We start from the raw sequence: 15,453 nt of genomic DNA, 5'->3' as shown, positions 1-15,453 counted from the left end.
TCACACCTCCGCGGGAAGGTCGTAGGTGCGCCGGAACCTGCTGGACACCAGGCACTGGGCGGCTCCGGCGAACACCGCCACCGCGACGGTGACGTTCACCAGGAAGTGCACCGCGGTGAAGTACAGGGTGAAGGGCATGCCGGCGTAGCGCCGGACGAAGCGGTACATGCCCAGGTCCGCCGCCATCGAGCCGGCCAGCAGCACCAGCGGCGCGGCCAGCCAGGCCGGGCCGAGCAGGGCCGGCAGCGGCGCGGTGAGCACGGCGAACAGGGCGGCGAGCGAGCCCCAGCCGCGGCTGCTGTTGGCGGGGCCGCCGTTGAAGTCCGGGCGGCGCAGGTACAGCGGGATGTGCAGGCGCGCGCGGTGGAAGAACTTCGACAGCACCACCGTGAGCCGGTCGTCGTGGTCGTGCCTGCCCCTGATCCGGTTGTCCAGCACGATGCGGTACCGCTGGGTGACGCGGTGGCCGTACTCGGCGTTCTCGCTGTGGCGCAGCGCCGGGTTCAGCGGGCCCACCTCGCGGAAGACCTCCGCCCGCATGGCGAACAGCGCGGAGTAGATCGTGCTGATCTCGCCCTCGTCACCGGAGATCCAGTAGTGCAGCTGGAGGCTGCGATAGCGCTCGACGAGGCTGTCGGGGATCAGCGGCTCCGGGTCGTAGGTGCCGCACACCACCCCCAGGGTGGGATCGGCGGTCAGCAGGTTCACCGCGTGCTCGACCACGTCCTCGGCCAGCGCCAGGTCCGAGTCGAGGAAGAACAGCACCTCGCCGCGGGCGTGCTCGGCGCCGAGGTTGCGGGCCGCCGGGGCGCCGATGTTGGTGTCGGTGACCACGACCCGCACCCCGTGCCGGTGGGCGACCGCCACGGAGTCGTCGGTGCTGCGGTCGTCGACGACGATCACCTCGACGCGCGGGTACGTCTGCCGCTCCAGCGCGCTCAGGCACAGCTCCAGGGTGCGGGCGTAGTTGTAGTTCGGCACGATGACCGAGACCAGCGGCTTCATCGGGGACCCCTTCGCCTGGTCCGGCGCAGCAGCAGCGGCAGGGGCCGGCCGAGGCCGCTCCTGGTGAAGTCGGAGGAGTTGTTGACCCGGGGGTAGGGCTCGTCCGGGACCGGGACCTCCAGGAACTCGCACAGCGGGCCCCAGCCGGCGGCGGCGTCGAAGACGAGCAGCCGCCCGGCCGGGATGGCGGCGACCACCCTGGCCGTGTGCTCCTGGAACAGCTTGACGGCCCGTTCGGGCTCCCGGTCGGCCGCTGTCGCGAAGGTGCGCGCGTCGAGGGTCGTGTCGACCATCCTGACGAACGCGGCGAGGTCGGTGCCGAGCAGCGACGACAGCAGGACGGCGGCCCTGCCCGGCAGCGACTCGATGCGCCGCCGCTGGGCGAACAGGGTGCGCTGCATGCTGGCCAGCCAGCGCTCCGGGTCGCGCGTGGTGAGGATGACCTTGGCCTTCGGGTAGTGGTCGGCGAGCTGCCGCCAGTAGGCGGAGGTCGGGCCGTCCACGCACGACTCGTAGCCGACGAGCAGCCGGTCCCAGTCCGCCTGGCGGGCCGTGGCCGCGGCCAGCCAGGGCCTGATCTGCCGCGGGTGGGCGAACACGTCCACCATGTGGTGGCACGGCCCGAAGCCGAGCCGTTCCAGCGCCGTCTTGAGCGACAGCGTTCCCGTCCGGCCGAAACCGGTGCCGATGACCTGCATGGCCGCTCAGTCCTGGGCCGCGAGACGGGCGAGCTTCTCCAGGCGGGCGAGCGCGAGCCGCTGCGTCACGCCCACCGCTCCGCCGAGGGCGCCGGTGAAGGTGACGGCGAGGTGCACGCCGGAGAAGTACAGGCCGAACGCCGCGCCCCGCTGCTTGTAGGCGAAGCGGTGGGTGCCCGCGTCCAGGGCGATGGCGGCGGCCACCAGCGCGGGCGGGACGAGCGCGCCGGCGCGGCGCGCCCGTGCGGGCAGGACGCGGGGCAGGGCGAGCGCCGGGACGGCGGCGAGCAGCAGCACGCCGCCGACCGCGCGCGGCACGGAGTCCCCTGGCGTCTCCCCCTCGCGCCAGTCCAGCGCGCTGAGGCGGGCGCGGCGGAAGACCTTGCGCAGGATCGTCCGCACGGTGGCGTCGTGGTCCTTGCGGCCGCGGATCGCCTCGCTCAGCTTCACCTCGTACGAGCGCGTCACGCGGACGCGGTAGTCGGAGGAGACCGTCTCGCGCAGCCGCGGGTCGAAGGGGCCGACCTCGGCGAACACCTTGGCGGGGACCGCCAGGACGGAGGCGTGCAGCTCCAGCGTCGGCCGGTGGGCGGGCATCCACCAGCGGTGCATCTGCACGGCGCGGTACTGGGCGGCCAGGCTCCGGGAGACGAGCGACTCGGGCAGCAGGATGCCGCCCAGGGCGCCGATCTCCGGATGATCCCGCAGGATCCGCACCGCGTTCTCCACCGCGTCCGGGTCGAGCGCGATGTCGGCGTCGAGGAAGAACAGGATCTCCCCGGCGGCGTGCTCGGCGCCGAGGTTGCGGGCGGGGGTCGGGCCGCCGTTGACCCTGGTGCGCACCACCGTGGCGCCCATGGACGCGGCCACATGCGCCGCGTCCTCGGTGCCGCAGTCGTCCACCACGATGACCTCGACGTGCGGATGGGTCTGCGCTCTCACCGCGTCCAGGCAGAGCCGTAACACGTCGGACCGGTTGTAGCTGGGGATGATGACCGAGACTAGCGGGTGCTCCCGACTCATGATGTGCGCTCCATTGGCCGTGCCAGACCTCATGTCCGGCTCACGCTAGGCACGGCGCCTTGTCCCGTTCTTGTCGTGCCGGACGCGCCCGCCCGGCACGACAAGAACGGGACAAGGACCGCTCACTACGTTCGGCACCGTGATCGAGCAGCGGCTGGCCGCCACCACCCCCTTGCCGGAACGATCCTTCGCGGAGCGGGTCAGGCGTTTCGTCCGCCCGCGCCGGCGCTGGTGCTGGGGCACCAGGCTGGTCGTGACCGCCTCGGTGGCGTGGCTGCTCTTCGTGCTCTGCCACCTGGCGGCCAGCGGGCGCACCCCGCTGTGGGCCCCGCTGGAGCTGATCCCGCCGCTGTTGTTCCTGCTGGTCCCCGCGCTGCTGCTGATCGTGGCGCCACTGGCCCGGCCGGTGCGGCGGCGCGTCATCCCCCTGCTGGTGATCACCGCGGTGCTGGGCGCCGGGCGCAGCGGGATCAACTACGCCACCCTCTGGCACACCCCGCCGCCCGCGGGCCCCGGAGCCGTCACCGTGGCCGCCTGGAACACCCAGTTCTGGGACCAGGACTGGATCACCGCCGGCGGCGACCGGTACTCCCCCGGCTTCTACGCCTACCTGCACGAGCTGGACGCCGACGTCTACCTGCTGACGGAGTACCTGTACGCGGACACCAGCGCCGGCGACATGCGGTCCGGGCGCTGGACCGCCGACCTGGCGATGCGCATCGACAAGCTGGCCGAGCTGCGCCGCGAACTCCCCGGCTACCACGTCGCGGCGTCCGGCGAGCAGATCACGCTCTCCCGGTTCCCGATCACCGGGCACCGCGGCCTGGACCTGCGCCCGTGGCTGCCGCCGGACCAGCGGGAGATCCCCGAGGCGCTGCGGGACTGGCCGGAGGGCTACACGGTCGAGACGCTGCGCACCGACCTCGACGTCAACGGCACGACCGTCTCCTTCTACGCCACCCAGATCTCCCAGCCCCCGCTCGAATGGCGGCTGTACGACGCCGGCTCCCGAGACGCCGCCACCAGCACGACGCTGCGGCGGGAGGCGAGTTTCCGGGCCATCGGCGCGGACCTCGCGGCCAACCCCCACCCCGTCGTGCTCGCCGGCGACCTGAACACCTCCCCGGCGATGGGCATCCGCCGCCTGCTCCCCGAGCGGCTGATCGACCGGACGCCCGCGCTCTCGTCCCTCCATCCGGCGACCTACCTGGCCGGGACCGCCGAGCTGTGGCGGATCGACTGGCTCTACACCAGTGCCGACGTGACCGTGCACCGCTACGAGCTGCCCGGCGCCGAGGGGCTGTCCGACCATCGGGCCCAGCGCATGGTCGTGTCGGTGTCCTGACCGGCGCGGCTGCACCGACGAAAGGAACGACGCATGCCTGACGAGGTGTCCTGGCGTGGTGACGTCGCGGTCATCGTGCCGAACTACAACAAGCGCAAGACCCTGCGGGCGTGCCTGGAGTCGGTGTACGCGCAGACGTACCGCCCGGCCGAGGTGGTCGTCGTCGACGACGTCAGCACCGACGGCTCGCTGGAGATCGCCCGGCGGTTCCCGTGCACGCTCGTCGAGTCGCCGCGCAACCGGGGGCCGGCGGGGGCCCGCAATCTCGGGGTGGCGAACAGCTCGGCTCCGCTGCTGTTCTTCGTCGACTCCGACACCGCGCTGGCCCCCGACGCGATTCGGAACGCCGTCAAGGCGTACCGGGAGACGCCGGACTGCGGCATGGTGCAGGGCATCTACGACATCGAGCCGCTGTACGACGACGGGCCGGTCGAACGCTACCGCGTGCTGTGCGAGCACTACGAGCGCAGCCGGACGACGGCGACGTTCCTGTCCTGCAGCCTGATCCCGCGCCACGTCTTCGCTCAGGCGGGCGGGCTGGACGAACGGCTGCGCGACGGCGAGGACTTCGAGTTCGGCACCCGCATCCCGGCCCGCTACCGGCGGGTCGTGACCACCTCCGTGGTCACCAGGGCCGACGACGAGGACCGGTTCTGGGGGTGCCTGGCGGAGCGCTTCGTGCGGTCCACGACCCTGCCGGTGATCATGGTGCGGGCGCGGCGGCTGCGCGGCGAGGGCCGGGCCGGCTTCCAGCTCGACATGATCGGAACGGGCCGGCACAAGCGCCGCAAGGGACCCCGGCTCTCCTCCGCCTCGGCGGCGGCCACGTTCCTCAGCCTGCCGCTCGCGCTCCTCAGCCCCTGGCTGCTGGCCGTGCCGGCGGCGGCGCTCGCGGTGTTCCTGTTCAGGAACCGGGTGTTCATCGGCTTCGCCCGCCGCCACCGGGGCGCCCGCTTCGCCCTGTGGGTCGCCTGGATGCAGCTCTGCTTCCACACGGCCTTCTTCCTCGGCGCCTGCGTGGGGCTGCTGCGCGTCGCCTACGAGCTGGGCCGAAGGCGGGGCGAGCCGATCAGGACGGGCCCGGCCCCGGTGCCGTCGGCCGGGGCAGGCGAGTGAGCCCGGCCAGGCCGCCCCGGCTCCTGCGCCTGCCCCGCCTGCCTCGCCTGCCTCGCCTGCCTCGTCCGCTGGCGCGGGCGCTGGTCGCCGCGTTCGCCCTCGCCGTCGTGGCCGCGATCGCCTGGACGATGTCCCGGCTGGACTGGAGCGTGGTCGGCGTCCTGTTCACCCGGCGCGACGCCGGTCAGATCGCCCTCCTGCTCGGCGGCTCGCTGCTGGCGAGCACGGCGGGGCTGTCGCTCGGGTTCCTCGCCTGGCGCGTCGTGCTGCTGGAGCTCGGCCCTCCGGTCAGCGGGCCGCGGGTCGTGCGGATCTTCTTCGTCGGCTTCCTGTCCAAGTACCTGCCCGGACGGGTGCCCGGCATGATCGCCACCGCCAAGGTCGCCACGGTCAACGGCATCACCTTCGGCAGGCTGATGACCACGGCGGCGCTCGTCATGAGCCTGGTGCTGCTGAGCGGGTTCACCGTCGGGCTGCTCGCCGGCGTGCAGATGCTGGGGGCGCGGGCGGCCTGGCTGGCCGTGGCCGCCGTGCTGATCGTGGTCGTCCTGGTGCGCCCGCAGCTCGTCAACCAGAGCTCCGCACTGCTGCTGCGGCTGCTGCGCCGCCCCGCGGCGGCCAGGGCCGCCTCCGTCCGGGGGGTGCGGCTCGCGGTCGCCTGGCAGAGCCTGTCATGGGTGGTGACGGGGCTGCATCTGTGGCCGCTGGCCATCGCGATGGGCGCTCCCGCGTCCCGCTCCCTCCTGCTGTGCGTCGGCGCGTTCACGCTCGCCACCTCGGTCGGCATCGCGGCCGTGTTCATCCCCGACGGGATCGGCGTCCGCGAGGCGGTGCTCACGGCCGCCCTGAGCGTGGTGCTGCCCACCCCGGCCGCCGCGGTGGTGGCCCTGGCCAGCCGGCTGATCTCCACCGTCAGCGAGGTGCTGCTCGGCGCGGCGGCCCTGGCGATCGCCGAGTACCTCATCCGCCGCGGCCGGTCCGATCCGCAGGAGGCGCCTCAGCCCGCGGTGTCACCCCAGCACGGCAGCCCGTGACCGCCGGAACGTACCGGCGACGGCCTCCGCCGTGCACCGCGCGGCGGCCTCCGCCGTGAACCACGCACCGGCCTCCGCCGTGAACCACGCACCGGCCTCCGCCGTGTACCGCACGCCGGCCTCCGCCGTGTACCGCACGCCGGCCGAACGGGTGATCTCCGACGCTGTTCACCTGGGTGCTTCGCGGGCACCGCCCGCCGTTCATCGGCGGGCCCTTGACTGCCCTGGCAGACGCCACCAGCTCCCGGTCCGCCGAGTCCTCCGGCTTCTTGCGCGCCACCGCGGCGTCCTCCAGGTCGATCTCCGTCGATGCCTGGATCACAGCACTCATCAGGTGTGTCCCCCTGATCAGGAGTTACACCGTTGTTCTTGTTGTTCTTACAGTCCCCCAACCGCTCAACGCGCCACGGGGATGGATGAGCTCACGCGCAGTGCCGCGCCCCTGCCGGTGCTACGCCAGCAGGGAGCGCGGCAACGTACGCACGAGAGCACGTGCGCCGAGGCGACGGGCGGCGGGGTCGTGCTCGGGTGGCACCGCGGGGGCGCGCCCGTCCTAGATCATTGTGTGAAGCTGATGCACTTGTAGTAGCTGCCGCCCGGCATGCCGGTGTCCTTCTTCAGGCAGCCCTTGTAGGTCTTGCCGGAGATCAGCTTGTAGCCCTTGGTGTAGCTCGTGCCGTTGATGTCGACGCTCACGGGGCTGCTGCCCACGATGAAGAAGAGCTTGTAGCTCTTGTTGGCGGTGCTGGTGGGCTTGCTGATCCGGGCCCAGATGTACCAGTTGGAGCCCAGCTTGCCCTTACGCAGTTGCAGCGTTCCGAGGTCGGTGTTGGCCTGCAGGCGCGTCGTCACGTTGACGGCGTCCGTCGGTGCCGAGGAGTCCCAGTTGTCGGCCGAGGCGGGAACCGAGCCGAGCAGCGACAGGGCCAGCCCGGCACCCGCGATGAAGGCTGTCTTGCGCAGATATCTCACTACCGTCTTCTCCCGAATCAGGGTGTCTGGACGGGAGGCGACGGTAGTGACACGTGGTATGCCCTCGGTATGTTCGCGCGCCTGACCGCGGCGTGTGGATCCGCCAAGCTTCTGGACGTCGCGCGCGGTATCGGTGGATCGCCGATCCCTCGGCCCCTCGGCGGCGCCCTGGATACCTGCCACAGCCTCGACGTCCCCCTGGCGTTCGGCACGCTGGACGGCCCCGTCGCCGCTCGGCCCATCGGCGACGAGCCCAACCCCGAGGCCGTCACGCTCTCCCACGAGCTCGAACAGGCATGGATCCGCTTCGTCACCACCGGCGATGCGGGATGGGCCGCCCACCGGCCCGGTCAGCGGCTCACCCGTGTCCTGGACGCCGGGCCGCAGACTCTGCCCTACCGGGACGGCCTCCCGCCGGATCTGGGAAGGCCACGCCCCGGCCCCCTTTCGGTCTCCCGTAGGGCGCGGACACCGCAGGCCGGACCGGCGCACCCGCTCATCTCTTCACGTACAGGTCGCTGAAGATCCTCTCCCGTACTGCTTGGTGTCCGGGTGCTCGATGAGCAGGACATGGGCGGTCTTGTCGGCAACGGGACGGTGCCGCATTCCCCTGGGAACGACGAACAGTCCGCCCGCCTTCAGCACCACCGGGTCCTGCCCTTCCAACTGGATCTCAAAGCTGCCGTCCCAGCACAAGAAGAGCCCGGTTGTGAACAGCGCCCGCCCCGCCGGGGCCGCCGACCGCCTGGGCCGGGCGTCGGTCACGAGGTCGTGTAGGGGCTCTGGGTGAGCAGGTGGGCCTTGTAGCCTTCGCCGATGCCGGGTTCGGGGGTACCGTTCCAGTCCTTGATCAGGACGCCGCCGGTGCTGCAGCCCCAGGGGTTCCAGGTCCATGCCAGGTGGGACAGGCCGTGTGCGGCGGCCCAGTCCATCAGCGTGTCCATGTAGTCGTAGCCGCAGTTGTCCTGGCCGAACTCGCCGAGCACTATGGGTACCTGCTGGGCGAGCGGGGCGATCTGGGCGTCCCAGCAGGACGTGGTGGCGCAGGCGTTGAAGCTGTACGCGTGCCAGGACGCGGCGATGTTGTTCAGCGGGTCGTTCGGCTTGTAGGCCAGCCACTCCCGCATGTCGTTGGCCCACTCCAGGCCGCCCACCATGAGGACGTTGGCCGCCCCGGTCGCCCGGACCGCGTCCACCAGGTCCTGCATGCCGGCCACCTCATAGGGAATGCCGGTGCAGGTGCCGCCGTCGCGCAGGCACTGCCAGCCCAAGGTCTTGTTCCAGTCGCTGCCGATCTCCGGGTACGGCTCGTTGAACAGATCGAAGACGACAGCGTCGTTGCCCTTGAAGGTGTTCGCGACGCCGGTCCAGAACCGGGGGGCGTACTGCGCGTCCGGCATCGGCTTCTGGCACGTCGCGGTGGTGTCCTTGCAGTGCCAGTCCGGCCCGTTGCTGTAGGCGCCCGAGGTCCAGTGCAGGTCGAGGATCGGGGTGATGCCATTGGCGACCAGCAGGTCGACGTAGGCCTTCACGCCCTGCTGGTAGGTGGCGCCGCTGGGCGAACCGTTGACGCCGAGCCAGCATTCCTCGTTCAACGGCAGCCGCACCGCGTGGATGTTCCAGCTCTTCATGGCGTCGACCGAGGCCTGGTCGACCGGGCCGCCGTCCCATTGGCCCTTGCCCTGCACGCAGGCGTATTCACCGCTTGAGCGGTCCACGCCGAGCAGACGGTAAGGCTTGCCGTCCGATGTGACGATCTTGTTGCCGGACACTCGCAGGCGTGGTGCTGGACCACCGGGGTCGGGGGTGGGAGTGGTGGTCGTGGTGGGGGTCGGCGTGATCACCGAGCCGGTGCAGGTCGTGCCGTTGAGCGCGAACGAGGTGGGTACCGGGTTGGCGCCCTTCCACGCTCCGGCGAAGCCGATGGAGGCGGACGCGCCGGTGTCCAGCGATCCGTTCCAACCCATGCCGGCGGCGGATACGCGCGTCCCGGACTGCGTCCAGGTGGCGCTCCAGCCTTGCGTGACCTTCTGATCGGCGTCGGGGAAGTCGAACGTCAAGGTCCACCCCTTGACCGCAGAGCCGAGGTTGGTGATGGCGACGCCGGTGGTGAAGCCGCCGGGCCACTCGCTCTGGACGGTGTATGTGACGGAGCAGCCTGTGGTGGTGGCGGCCGATGAGGGGAGCGTGGCCGCTGCCATGCTGCCCAGTGCCAGAGCTCCGACGGCGCCGAACGTGAGCAGCGCATGACGATGTTTCATCCGATCCCTCTGTTCGAGATAGACGGGGGACAGCTGCTCCAGCATGCTTGGTTAGAAAACTTGTGAAAGTCAATCGTGGAGGGGATGCCCAGGAAGAACTGCTCTGGAGGCCGGGAAAGGATCCCAGCTCAAGGGCCTCCGGGCGGAGCTGCTCGTCTGGCGGGTGGCTGAAAATAAGGTAGCTTTTGCATACCAGGTGTGGGAGGTGGCGCGGTGACGAGCCCGATCTGGGCAAGTCGGACGAAGACCCGTGGAATGGTGCTGGACTTGATCCGGGCGGCGCGGGCAATCAGCCGGGTGGAGCTCGTGGCGGCGACCGGTTTGACCGCACCGACGATCTCCGAGGTCGTACGTGAACTCATGGCTGACGGTCTCGTCGCCGAGGCGGGGCTGGGGGCCTCGACGGGTGGCAAGCGACCGATGCTGGTCCAGCTCAATCCTTCGGCCCGCTACAGCGTCGGGGTGCAGTTGGAACGCAATACATGCGTGATCGTCGTGGTCGATCTGGCCGGCCGGCAGATCGCGAGGATGTCGTTCAGCGGAGTGTCGTCGATGCCGCCGGAACGTGGGCTGTCGTCGGTGGCCGCGCAGGTGAACGCGTTGCTGGACACGGCGGCCGTCGATCGTGACAAGGTGCTGGGCGTCGGCTTGGTCAGCTATGGGCCGCAGGATCGGCGGAGTGGTGTGCTGCTGACCCCGCAGCCCACCGAGGAGTGGTTCGGCTACCCCATCGCGGACCGTCTCGCCGAGAGCCTCGGCCTGCCGGTCCTGTTGGACAACGACGCGGCGGCGGCCGCGATCGGTGAGTACTGGATGGGGGCGGTGGAGCCGCGCAGCACCTACGGCTGCATCTACATGGCCACGGGGATCGGCGGTGGCGTGGTGGTCGCCGGCGAGGTGTATCGCGGCAGCTCTTCGAACAGCGTGGAGATCGGCCACATCTCCATCGACGTCAACGGGGACGAATGCCCTTGCGGCAACCGTGGCTGCCTGGAAAACTACGCCGGCCCGGCCGCGTTGGTCAGGGAGGCGCTGACGACGCCGGGGCTCGGCCAGCGGCTGGCGCTCGACCCGACCGGGGACGACTTCCTCACCGACTTCGCGCGTCTCGCGGCCGCGGCGAACGCCGGCGACCCGGCCGCCCGCGGCCTGGTCGAACGGTCGGCCCGCTGTCTGGGTAGCGCCGCGGTCACCATGGCCACCCTGTTCGACCTCGACACGGTCGTCCTGGCCGGGCCGAGCTTCGCGGTTGCCGGCTCGACATACCAGTCGGTGATCCAGGAGGAGGTGGACCGCCGTACGTTCGCGCGGCGGGCTCACCGGGTGCGGGTCGTGCCATCGGTCAGCGGGTCGGACGCCGCGGCGATCGGCGGAGCGGTCCTCGTCCTGCAGAGCGAACTGGTCCTCGGCCGCGGCCGTCCGAAGGACGGCGCCCCACCCGCGTCTCCCGAGGGTGAGGTGGAGACCGCGACCGTCGTGTGACGCGCCGCCTTATTCGGACATCTTCTCAAGTGAGGCGATCGCTGCCAGCGACCTTGCGCTCAGGATCAGAGCAGCTCAGAAGCTTGTCCGGCCCAGGGGCAGGCAGGGCCGGAACACGTCGTCGAACAGGGCTCCTCCGGCTGGCCGATCTGCTGCGACATCGCGGTATTGGCTTAATTAAGTTGCTTACGTAAGCATGGCGTCTGCGTAAGGTCCGGACGCCTGGTCGGTCGTGACGACCTGTGTCAGTACGGTTTGAAGTCGGGGTAGTAAGCCGCGGCTGCGGTGGCGGTGTCGATGTTCCGCGGGAACAGCGCGGCTTCGTAGGCGCGGATGGCCGCGTCGATGTCCTCGGGCTGTCCGGCGATGGCGTTGCCGAGCTGGCCGGCGTCGAACAGCGCCCAGTTCGCTCCTTCGCCGTCCGGAGGCGCCAGGTGGGCGGCGTCTCCGATGAGCGTGACCCCGGGTACATGCTCCCAGCGGTGCCCGATCGGCAGCCCGTACAAGGGGCGGAAGACCGGCGGGATGTCGCTGTCGGCGACCAGCGCGACGAGCTCCGGCGCCCACCCCTCGAACATCGCCGCGACCGTGCGGGCGGCCGCAGGGCCGTCGGTGAAGTCGATGCCGTCGAACCAGTCGAGCGGCTGGTCGAACATGGCGTAGGAGTGCAGGGTGTCCGCGCGCTCGCGCTGCACGCCCAGACCGATGCGGGTGGTTTCGTCGTAGGCGGTCATCGACCCGCCGCCGACCAGCGCCAGGGTGGCAGGGTGCCGGGTGTCGCTCTCATACAGGTAGGTCTCGACCATCGAGCGTCCGGCGTAGGCGGGCGTGGCATCAGACAGCAGCGGCCGGACCTTCGACCAGGCACCGTCGGCACCGACGAGGATGTCGGTGACGATCGTCGATCCGTTGGCGAAGGTCACTTCGTGACGACCGTCCTGGAGGGTCCGGACATTCTGCGTCTTGTGGCCCCAGACGACCGTGCCGGCGGGGAGGGATTCCAGCAGCAACTGCCGGAGCTCGCCACGCTGCACCTCGGGGCGGCCTGCGGCGGGGTCGTCGGGCTGGTCCGCCAGGATGGTGCCGTCAGGTGCCACGTCGCGGGATGCCTGGCGGCCTTCGAGGATGAGGGAGCGGAAGCCGTCCATCAGGCCGGCGGCACGGATCCCGTGCTGTCCGTTGTAGTCGTGGATGTCGAGCATGCCGCCTTGGCCGCGGGCCTGCGCGGACGCCTCCGCCTCGTACACCGTGGACGGGATTGCGTGAACCGCCAGGGTTCGGGCCAGCGTCAGTCCCGCAAGACCGGCGCCGATGATCGTGATCTGAGTCATATATGCGTTCCTTACTGCTCTTGGACGAACCGGCGGTCCTGCCCGCAAGGGCTCCCGGCCACCGCGCGGAACACGCGGAGTGACAGGGCTGCCGGGTCAGGGGAAGCTGGGCGGCTCGATCCGGGAGGCGAGCTGCTCCAGGAGGTCGTGGAGCCGCGCCCGCCCTTCGGCGCCCAGCGGCGCGAGGATCGACTCCTCGACGCGGTCCATGGCCTCTTCAAAACCCTGGATCAGCTCGGAGCCCGCTGGGGTGACATGCACCCGGCGGCTGCGCGTGTCACCCTCCTGCGTCCGGCGTTCCACGAGTCCGCGCCGCTCCAGCCCGGCCAGGAGCCGCGAGACGCCCGGCGCGCTGGTGCGCGTGGCCCGGACGACGTCACGCTGGATGGCATCCGGGTTCTTTGACAGGTACGCCAGCACGGCGCTCTGCTCGTGGGTGAGGCCGCGTTCCCGTATCCAGTCATCGGCGATGCGCCGCTGCCCCCACACAACCCACCGCATCAGCTCCAACGTGCTCTCCTTCATAGTTAACATGGTAACTGTTGCATAGTTAACAATCAAATCGGGATACCTCTCACACTGGTGTCCGGCCTCTCCGGCACGAGGACCTCGGCGACCTTGGCGATGGCTTCGGCACCGGGCTTGACGTAGCTCATAGCGGTGCGGGGGTTCTTGTGCTGCGTTTTGCCCCCGATGAGCTGCGGGGGATTTCGGCGTCGCCGAGGTGCATTCGCCGTAGCGACCGGGCACACCGCCGCCCGCGCCGCTCTGTGACGATGGGCCGTCGGCGGACATCCGGATCGGCTACGCCCGCTGCTCCGCCGTCACCGAACTGCAACGGTCTGCGGCTCATCCCCGGCACCGCCACCAACGACCGCCGGGCCACACCCTTGCCTTCCCGCTGAGGCAACAGCCGAGCTGGAGCGGCTGCGCCACCAGGTGCTGGGAGATGCCAAAATCCGAGCCACCGCGATCATCGCCCAAGCCCGCACCGACGCCCAGCAGATCATCGCGACGCCAGGCTACAGCGCACGCAAAGCCGGTACCCGCACCAGGCTCAGCCAGGGCAAGCCGCGCAGACGGCGCCCGCGATCACCGGTAATCCCGCACCCATCATGGTGCTCAACGACCGCCGGCGCATCTACGCACCCCTCAACGCCGATGCCCGAACCCCTACCTGTCATCGCACCCGTCCCCCAGCCACAGAGTCGCTAACCGGCGTGGCTGTATGCGGCCTTCTTGATGCACCAGGCGTCTTGATGCACCAGGCGTCGCTGTTGCTCTGGCGGCCCACGAGGTCTTATCTGACGTCATGGAGCATGACCTGGCGCGGGTGATCTCGCCCGACTGCGCCGCGGCCGGCAAGCGCCCCGGCCGCGGCGGAGCAGGTCAGCTTCCGTGGACCTCGAAGGTGAACAGGGAGTAGCCCCACGCCGTACCTCGGGCCGTGCCGTAGACGCGGAGGTAGCGGGTGGAGGCGTTCAGGCCGGTGTTGTCGTCCTCACCGCCGTTGCCGCCCGTAACTGACCTGACGGTGGTCCAGGTCGTCCCGTTCGGCGAGGTCTGGATCTGGTACGCCGACCCGTAGGCCGTCTCCCATACCAGCCGCACCCGGTTGACCGTGCGGGTCGCGCCCAGGTCCACCTGGATCCACTGCGGGTCGGAGAAGGCACTGGACCAGCGGGTGGTGGCGGAGGCGTCCACGGCGGCCGAGGCCGGGAAGGCGGCCGACTCCACGCTGGAGGCCGCCGCCGGCCTGTTCAGCGCCAGATTCGTCACGGGCGGCTGGATGCCCTGCTCCTTGATGCGGATGTTGCGGAAGGCGGCCTGGTCGGCGCTGCCGTGGTTCTGGATGCCGACGTACCCGTCCAGGTTGCGGTTCGGATCGGTGTTGGTGAAGTCGTTGACCAGGGAGCCGTTGAGGTAGACCCGGATGCGCTGGCTTTCGACGAGGAGCTCGAAGGTGTTCCACTCCCCCGGCGGGTTGAGCGCCGCGTCGCGGGCCGCGAGGTCGGCCGACTTGAAGCCGTAGATGGAGCCGGTGGTGCGGTCGGGGGTGTCGGTGGCGTCGATCTGGATCTCGTAGCCCTGGTTGACCGCCACCCACGGGTCGCTGCCGGGGTTGGGGAAGCCGACGAAAACGCCGGAGTTGCTGTCGCCGGTGAGCCGCCAATCGGCCTTCAGCGAGTACGAGGTGTACTGCTTGGCGTTGTACCAGAACAGGCCCATGCCGCCGACGGAGGTCAAGGTGGCGTCGGCGTTGCTGAAGCTGCCGGGGCCTGACTGCGACCAGCCGCTGGTGGAGCCGTTGTAGAGGGTGGTGTAGCCGGTCTCGGGCCGGCAGTCGGCGTGGGCGCGCTTGGCCGCGTACCGGATGCCGCCGAGGAGCTGGGAGCGGAAGGCCGGCTCGGCGTAGGACGACTGGGTGTGGCCGAAGCCGGTGTAGAACGAGCGGCCGGCGTCGATGGGCTTGCACCAGGTGATCGGATGGTCGGCGCCCATGGAGCCGCCTGAGTAGGACGACTCGTCCAGCGTGGCCAGGACGCGGGCCGAGGAGCGCGGGTTGGTCTGGTAGTTGTACAGCTCGTCGGTACGGGTCCAGACCTGCGGCAGGTGCGCCGTGGCCGGGTGGGCCCGGTTCTGGGTCGGGGAGTTCACCTGCTGGATCGCCGGGTGGCTGGCGAAGTGGGCGCCGACGAGCTGGCCGTAGAAGGGCCAGGCGTACTCGGTGTCGGCGGCGGCGTGCACGCCCACGTAGCCGCCGCCACCGCGCACGTAGGACTCGAACGCCGTCTCCTGACCGGCGTTCAGCACGTCGCCGGTGGTGCTGAGGAAGACGACGGCCTCGTACTGGGCGAGGTTGGCCGTGGTGAACGCGCCGACGTCCTCGGTGGCGGTGACGGTGAAGCTGTTGGCCGCGCCGAGTTCCCTGATCGCCTGGATACCGGCCGGGATGGAGTCGTGCCGGAATCCGGCGGTCTTGGAGAAGACCAGGACGTCGTAGGGGGCGTCGGCGGCCACGGCCGCCGGCGCGTAGATCGTGCAGGCGGCCAGGGCGATGGCGGCGCCCAGGCCGGCGAACAGTCTGCGCATGGATCCTCCAGTTGCGGCGGTGCGGTGCCGGCGACCGGGCGTCCGCGCGGGGCACGGGCGCCCGGTCGTCGCATGATCACCGAGGCGGGGCTG

The 15,453-nt window shown here is 70.5% G+C and carries 14 protein-coding genes; 5 read left to right on the top strand and 9 right to left on the bottom strand.

Features of this window, described 5'->3' with window-relative positions; translation table 11 throughout:
- Genes AB0I79_RS46885 through AB0I79_RS46875 form a run of 3 tightly spaced genes read right to left on the bottom strand, consistent with a single transcriptional unit; the run spans position 1 to position 2,726 of the window.
- On the bottom strand, positions 1-1,005 hold the full coding sequence (locus AB0I79_RS46885) for a glycosyltransferase family 2 protein (RefSeq protein WP_357888023.1): 1,005 nt from the start codon (positions 1,003-1,005) through the stop codon (positions 1-3).
- A complete protein-coding gene (locus AB0I79_RS46880) occupies positions 1,002-1,703 on the bottom strand; it encodes a sulfotransferase family protein (protein ID WP_357888020.1) in 702 nt (233 codons plus the stop codon). The genes AB0I79_RS46885 and AB0I79_RS46880 overlap by 4 nt, the downstream gene beginning before the upstream one ends.
- A 6-nt stretch (positions 1,704-1,709) precedes the next feature.
- A complete protein-coding gene (locus tag AB0I79_RS46875; protein WP_357888017.1) occupies positions 1,710-2,726 on the bottom strand; it encodes a glycosyltransferase family 2 protein in 1,017 nt (338 codons plus the stop codon).
- A gap of 139 nt (positions 2,727-2,865) precedes the next feature.
- Between AB0I79_RS46875 and AB0I79_RS46870 the strand changes: the two genes are divergently transcribed.
- From AB0I79_RS46870 to AB0I79_RS46860, 3 genes are read left to right on the top strand one after another with little or no spacing between them, the layout of a single operon-like run.
- Positions 2,866-4,071, top strand: a complete 1,206-nt coding sequence (locus AB0I79_RS46870; protein ID WP_357888014.1) for an endonuclease/exonuclease/phosphatase family protein — start codon at positions 2,866-2,868, stop codon at positions 4,069-4,071.
- Positions 4,072-4,104: 33 nt separating this feature from the next.
- A complete protein-coding gene (locus AB0I79_RS46865; protein WP_357888011.1) occupies positions 4,105-5,187 on the top strand; it encodes a glycosyltransferase in 1,083 nt (360 codons plus the stop codon).
- Positions 5,184-6,221, top strand: coding sequence for a lysylphosphatidylglycerol synthase domain-containing protein (locus AB0I79_RS46860; RefSeq protein ID WP_357888008.1), 1,038 nt, complete (start codon positions 5,184-5,186; stop codon positions 6,219-6,221). The genes AB0I79_RS46865 and AB0I79_RS46860 overlap by 4 nt, the downstream gene beginning before the upstream one ends.
- Positions 6,222-6,779: 558 nt before the next feature.
- Here AB0I79_RS46860 and AB0I79_RS46855 read toward each other — a convergent pair.
- On the bottom strand, positions 6,780-7,193 hold the full coding sequence (locus AB0I79_RS46855; protein ID WP_357888005.1) for a hypothetical protein: 414 nt from the start codon (positions 7,191-7,193) through the stop codon (positions 6,780-6,782).
- Positions 7,194-7,262: 69 nt separating this feature from the next.
- Between AB0I79_RS46855 and AB0I79_RS46850 the strand changes: the two genes are divergently transcribed.
- Positions 7,263-7,715, top strand: coding sequence for a hypothetical protein (locus tag AB0I79_RS46850; RefSeq protein WP_357888002.1), 453 nt, complete (start codon positions 7,263-7,265; stop codon positions 7,713-7,715).
- On the opposite strand, the gene AB0I79_RS46845 is transcribed toward AB0I79_RS46850, so the two are convergent.
- Both AB0I79_RS46845 and AB0I79_RS46840 read right to left on the bottom strand, forming a co-directional pair.
- Positions 7,698-7,958, bottom strand: a complete 261-nt coding sequence (locus tag AB0I79_RS46845; RefSeq protein ID WP_357887999.1) for a hypothetical protein — start codon at positions 7,956-7,958, stop codon at positions 7,698-7,700. The genes AB0I79_RS46850 and AB0I79_RS46845 overlap by 18 nt on opposite strands.
- Positions 7,955-9,454, bottom strand: coding sequence for a cellulase family glycosylhydrolase (locus tag AB0I79_RS46840; RefSeq protein WP_357887996.1), 1,500 nt, complete (start codon positions 9,452-9,454; stop codon positions 7,955-7,957). Before AB0I79_RS46840 ends, AB0I79_RS46845 begins: the two co-directional genes overlap by 4 nt.
- A 255-nt stretch (positions 9,455-9,709) precedes the next feature.
- On the opposite strand from AB0I79_RS46840, the gene AB0I79_RS46835 reads away from it, so the two are divergent.
- Positions 9,710-10,936: an ROK family protein gene (locus AB0I79_RS46835; RefSeq protein ID WP_357887993.1), complete on the top strand. Its 1,227-nt coding sequence runs from the start codon at positions 9,710-9,712 to the stop codon at positions 10,934-10,936.
- 245 nt (positions 10,937-11,181) lie between these two features.
- Here the strand turns inward: AB0I79_RS46835 and AB0I79_RS46830 are convergent, their stop codons facing one another.
- The 3 genes from AB0I79_RS46830 to AB0I79_RS46820 form a co-directional block, all read right to left on the bottom strand.
- Entirely contained in the window at positions 11,182-12,267 is a 1,086-nt protein-coding gene (locus AB0I79_RS46830; RefSeq protein WP_357887990.1) for an NAD(P)/FAD-dependent oxidoreductase, read from the bottom strand.
- 96 nt (positions 12,268-12,363) lie between these two features.
- Positions 12,364-12,792: a MarR family transcriptional regulator gene (locus tag AB0I79_RS46825; RefSeq protein WP_357887987.1), complete on the bottom strand. Its 429-nt coding sequence runs from the start codon at positions 12,790-12,792 to the stop codon at positions 12,364-12,366.
- A gap of 864 nt (positions 12,793-13,656) precedes the next feature.
- Positions 13,657-15,360: a ThuA domain-containing protein gene (locus AB0I79_RS46820; RefSeq protein ID WP_357887984.1), complete on the bottom strand. Its 1,704-nt coding sequence runs from the start codon at positions 15,358-15,360 to the stop codon at positions 13,657-13,659.
- Positions 15,361-15,453 lie beyond the last annotated feature (93 nt).

Source organism: Nonomuraea sp. NPDC050202 (assembly GCF_040656115.1).
Lineage (GTDB): Bacteria > Actinomycetota > Actinomycetes > Streptosporangiales > Streptosporangiaceae > Nonomuraea.
The sequence above is the reverse complement of the archived record's forward strand: the minus strand, read 5'-3'. Positions and strand labels throughout refer to the sequence as shown.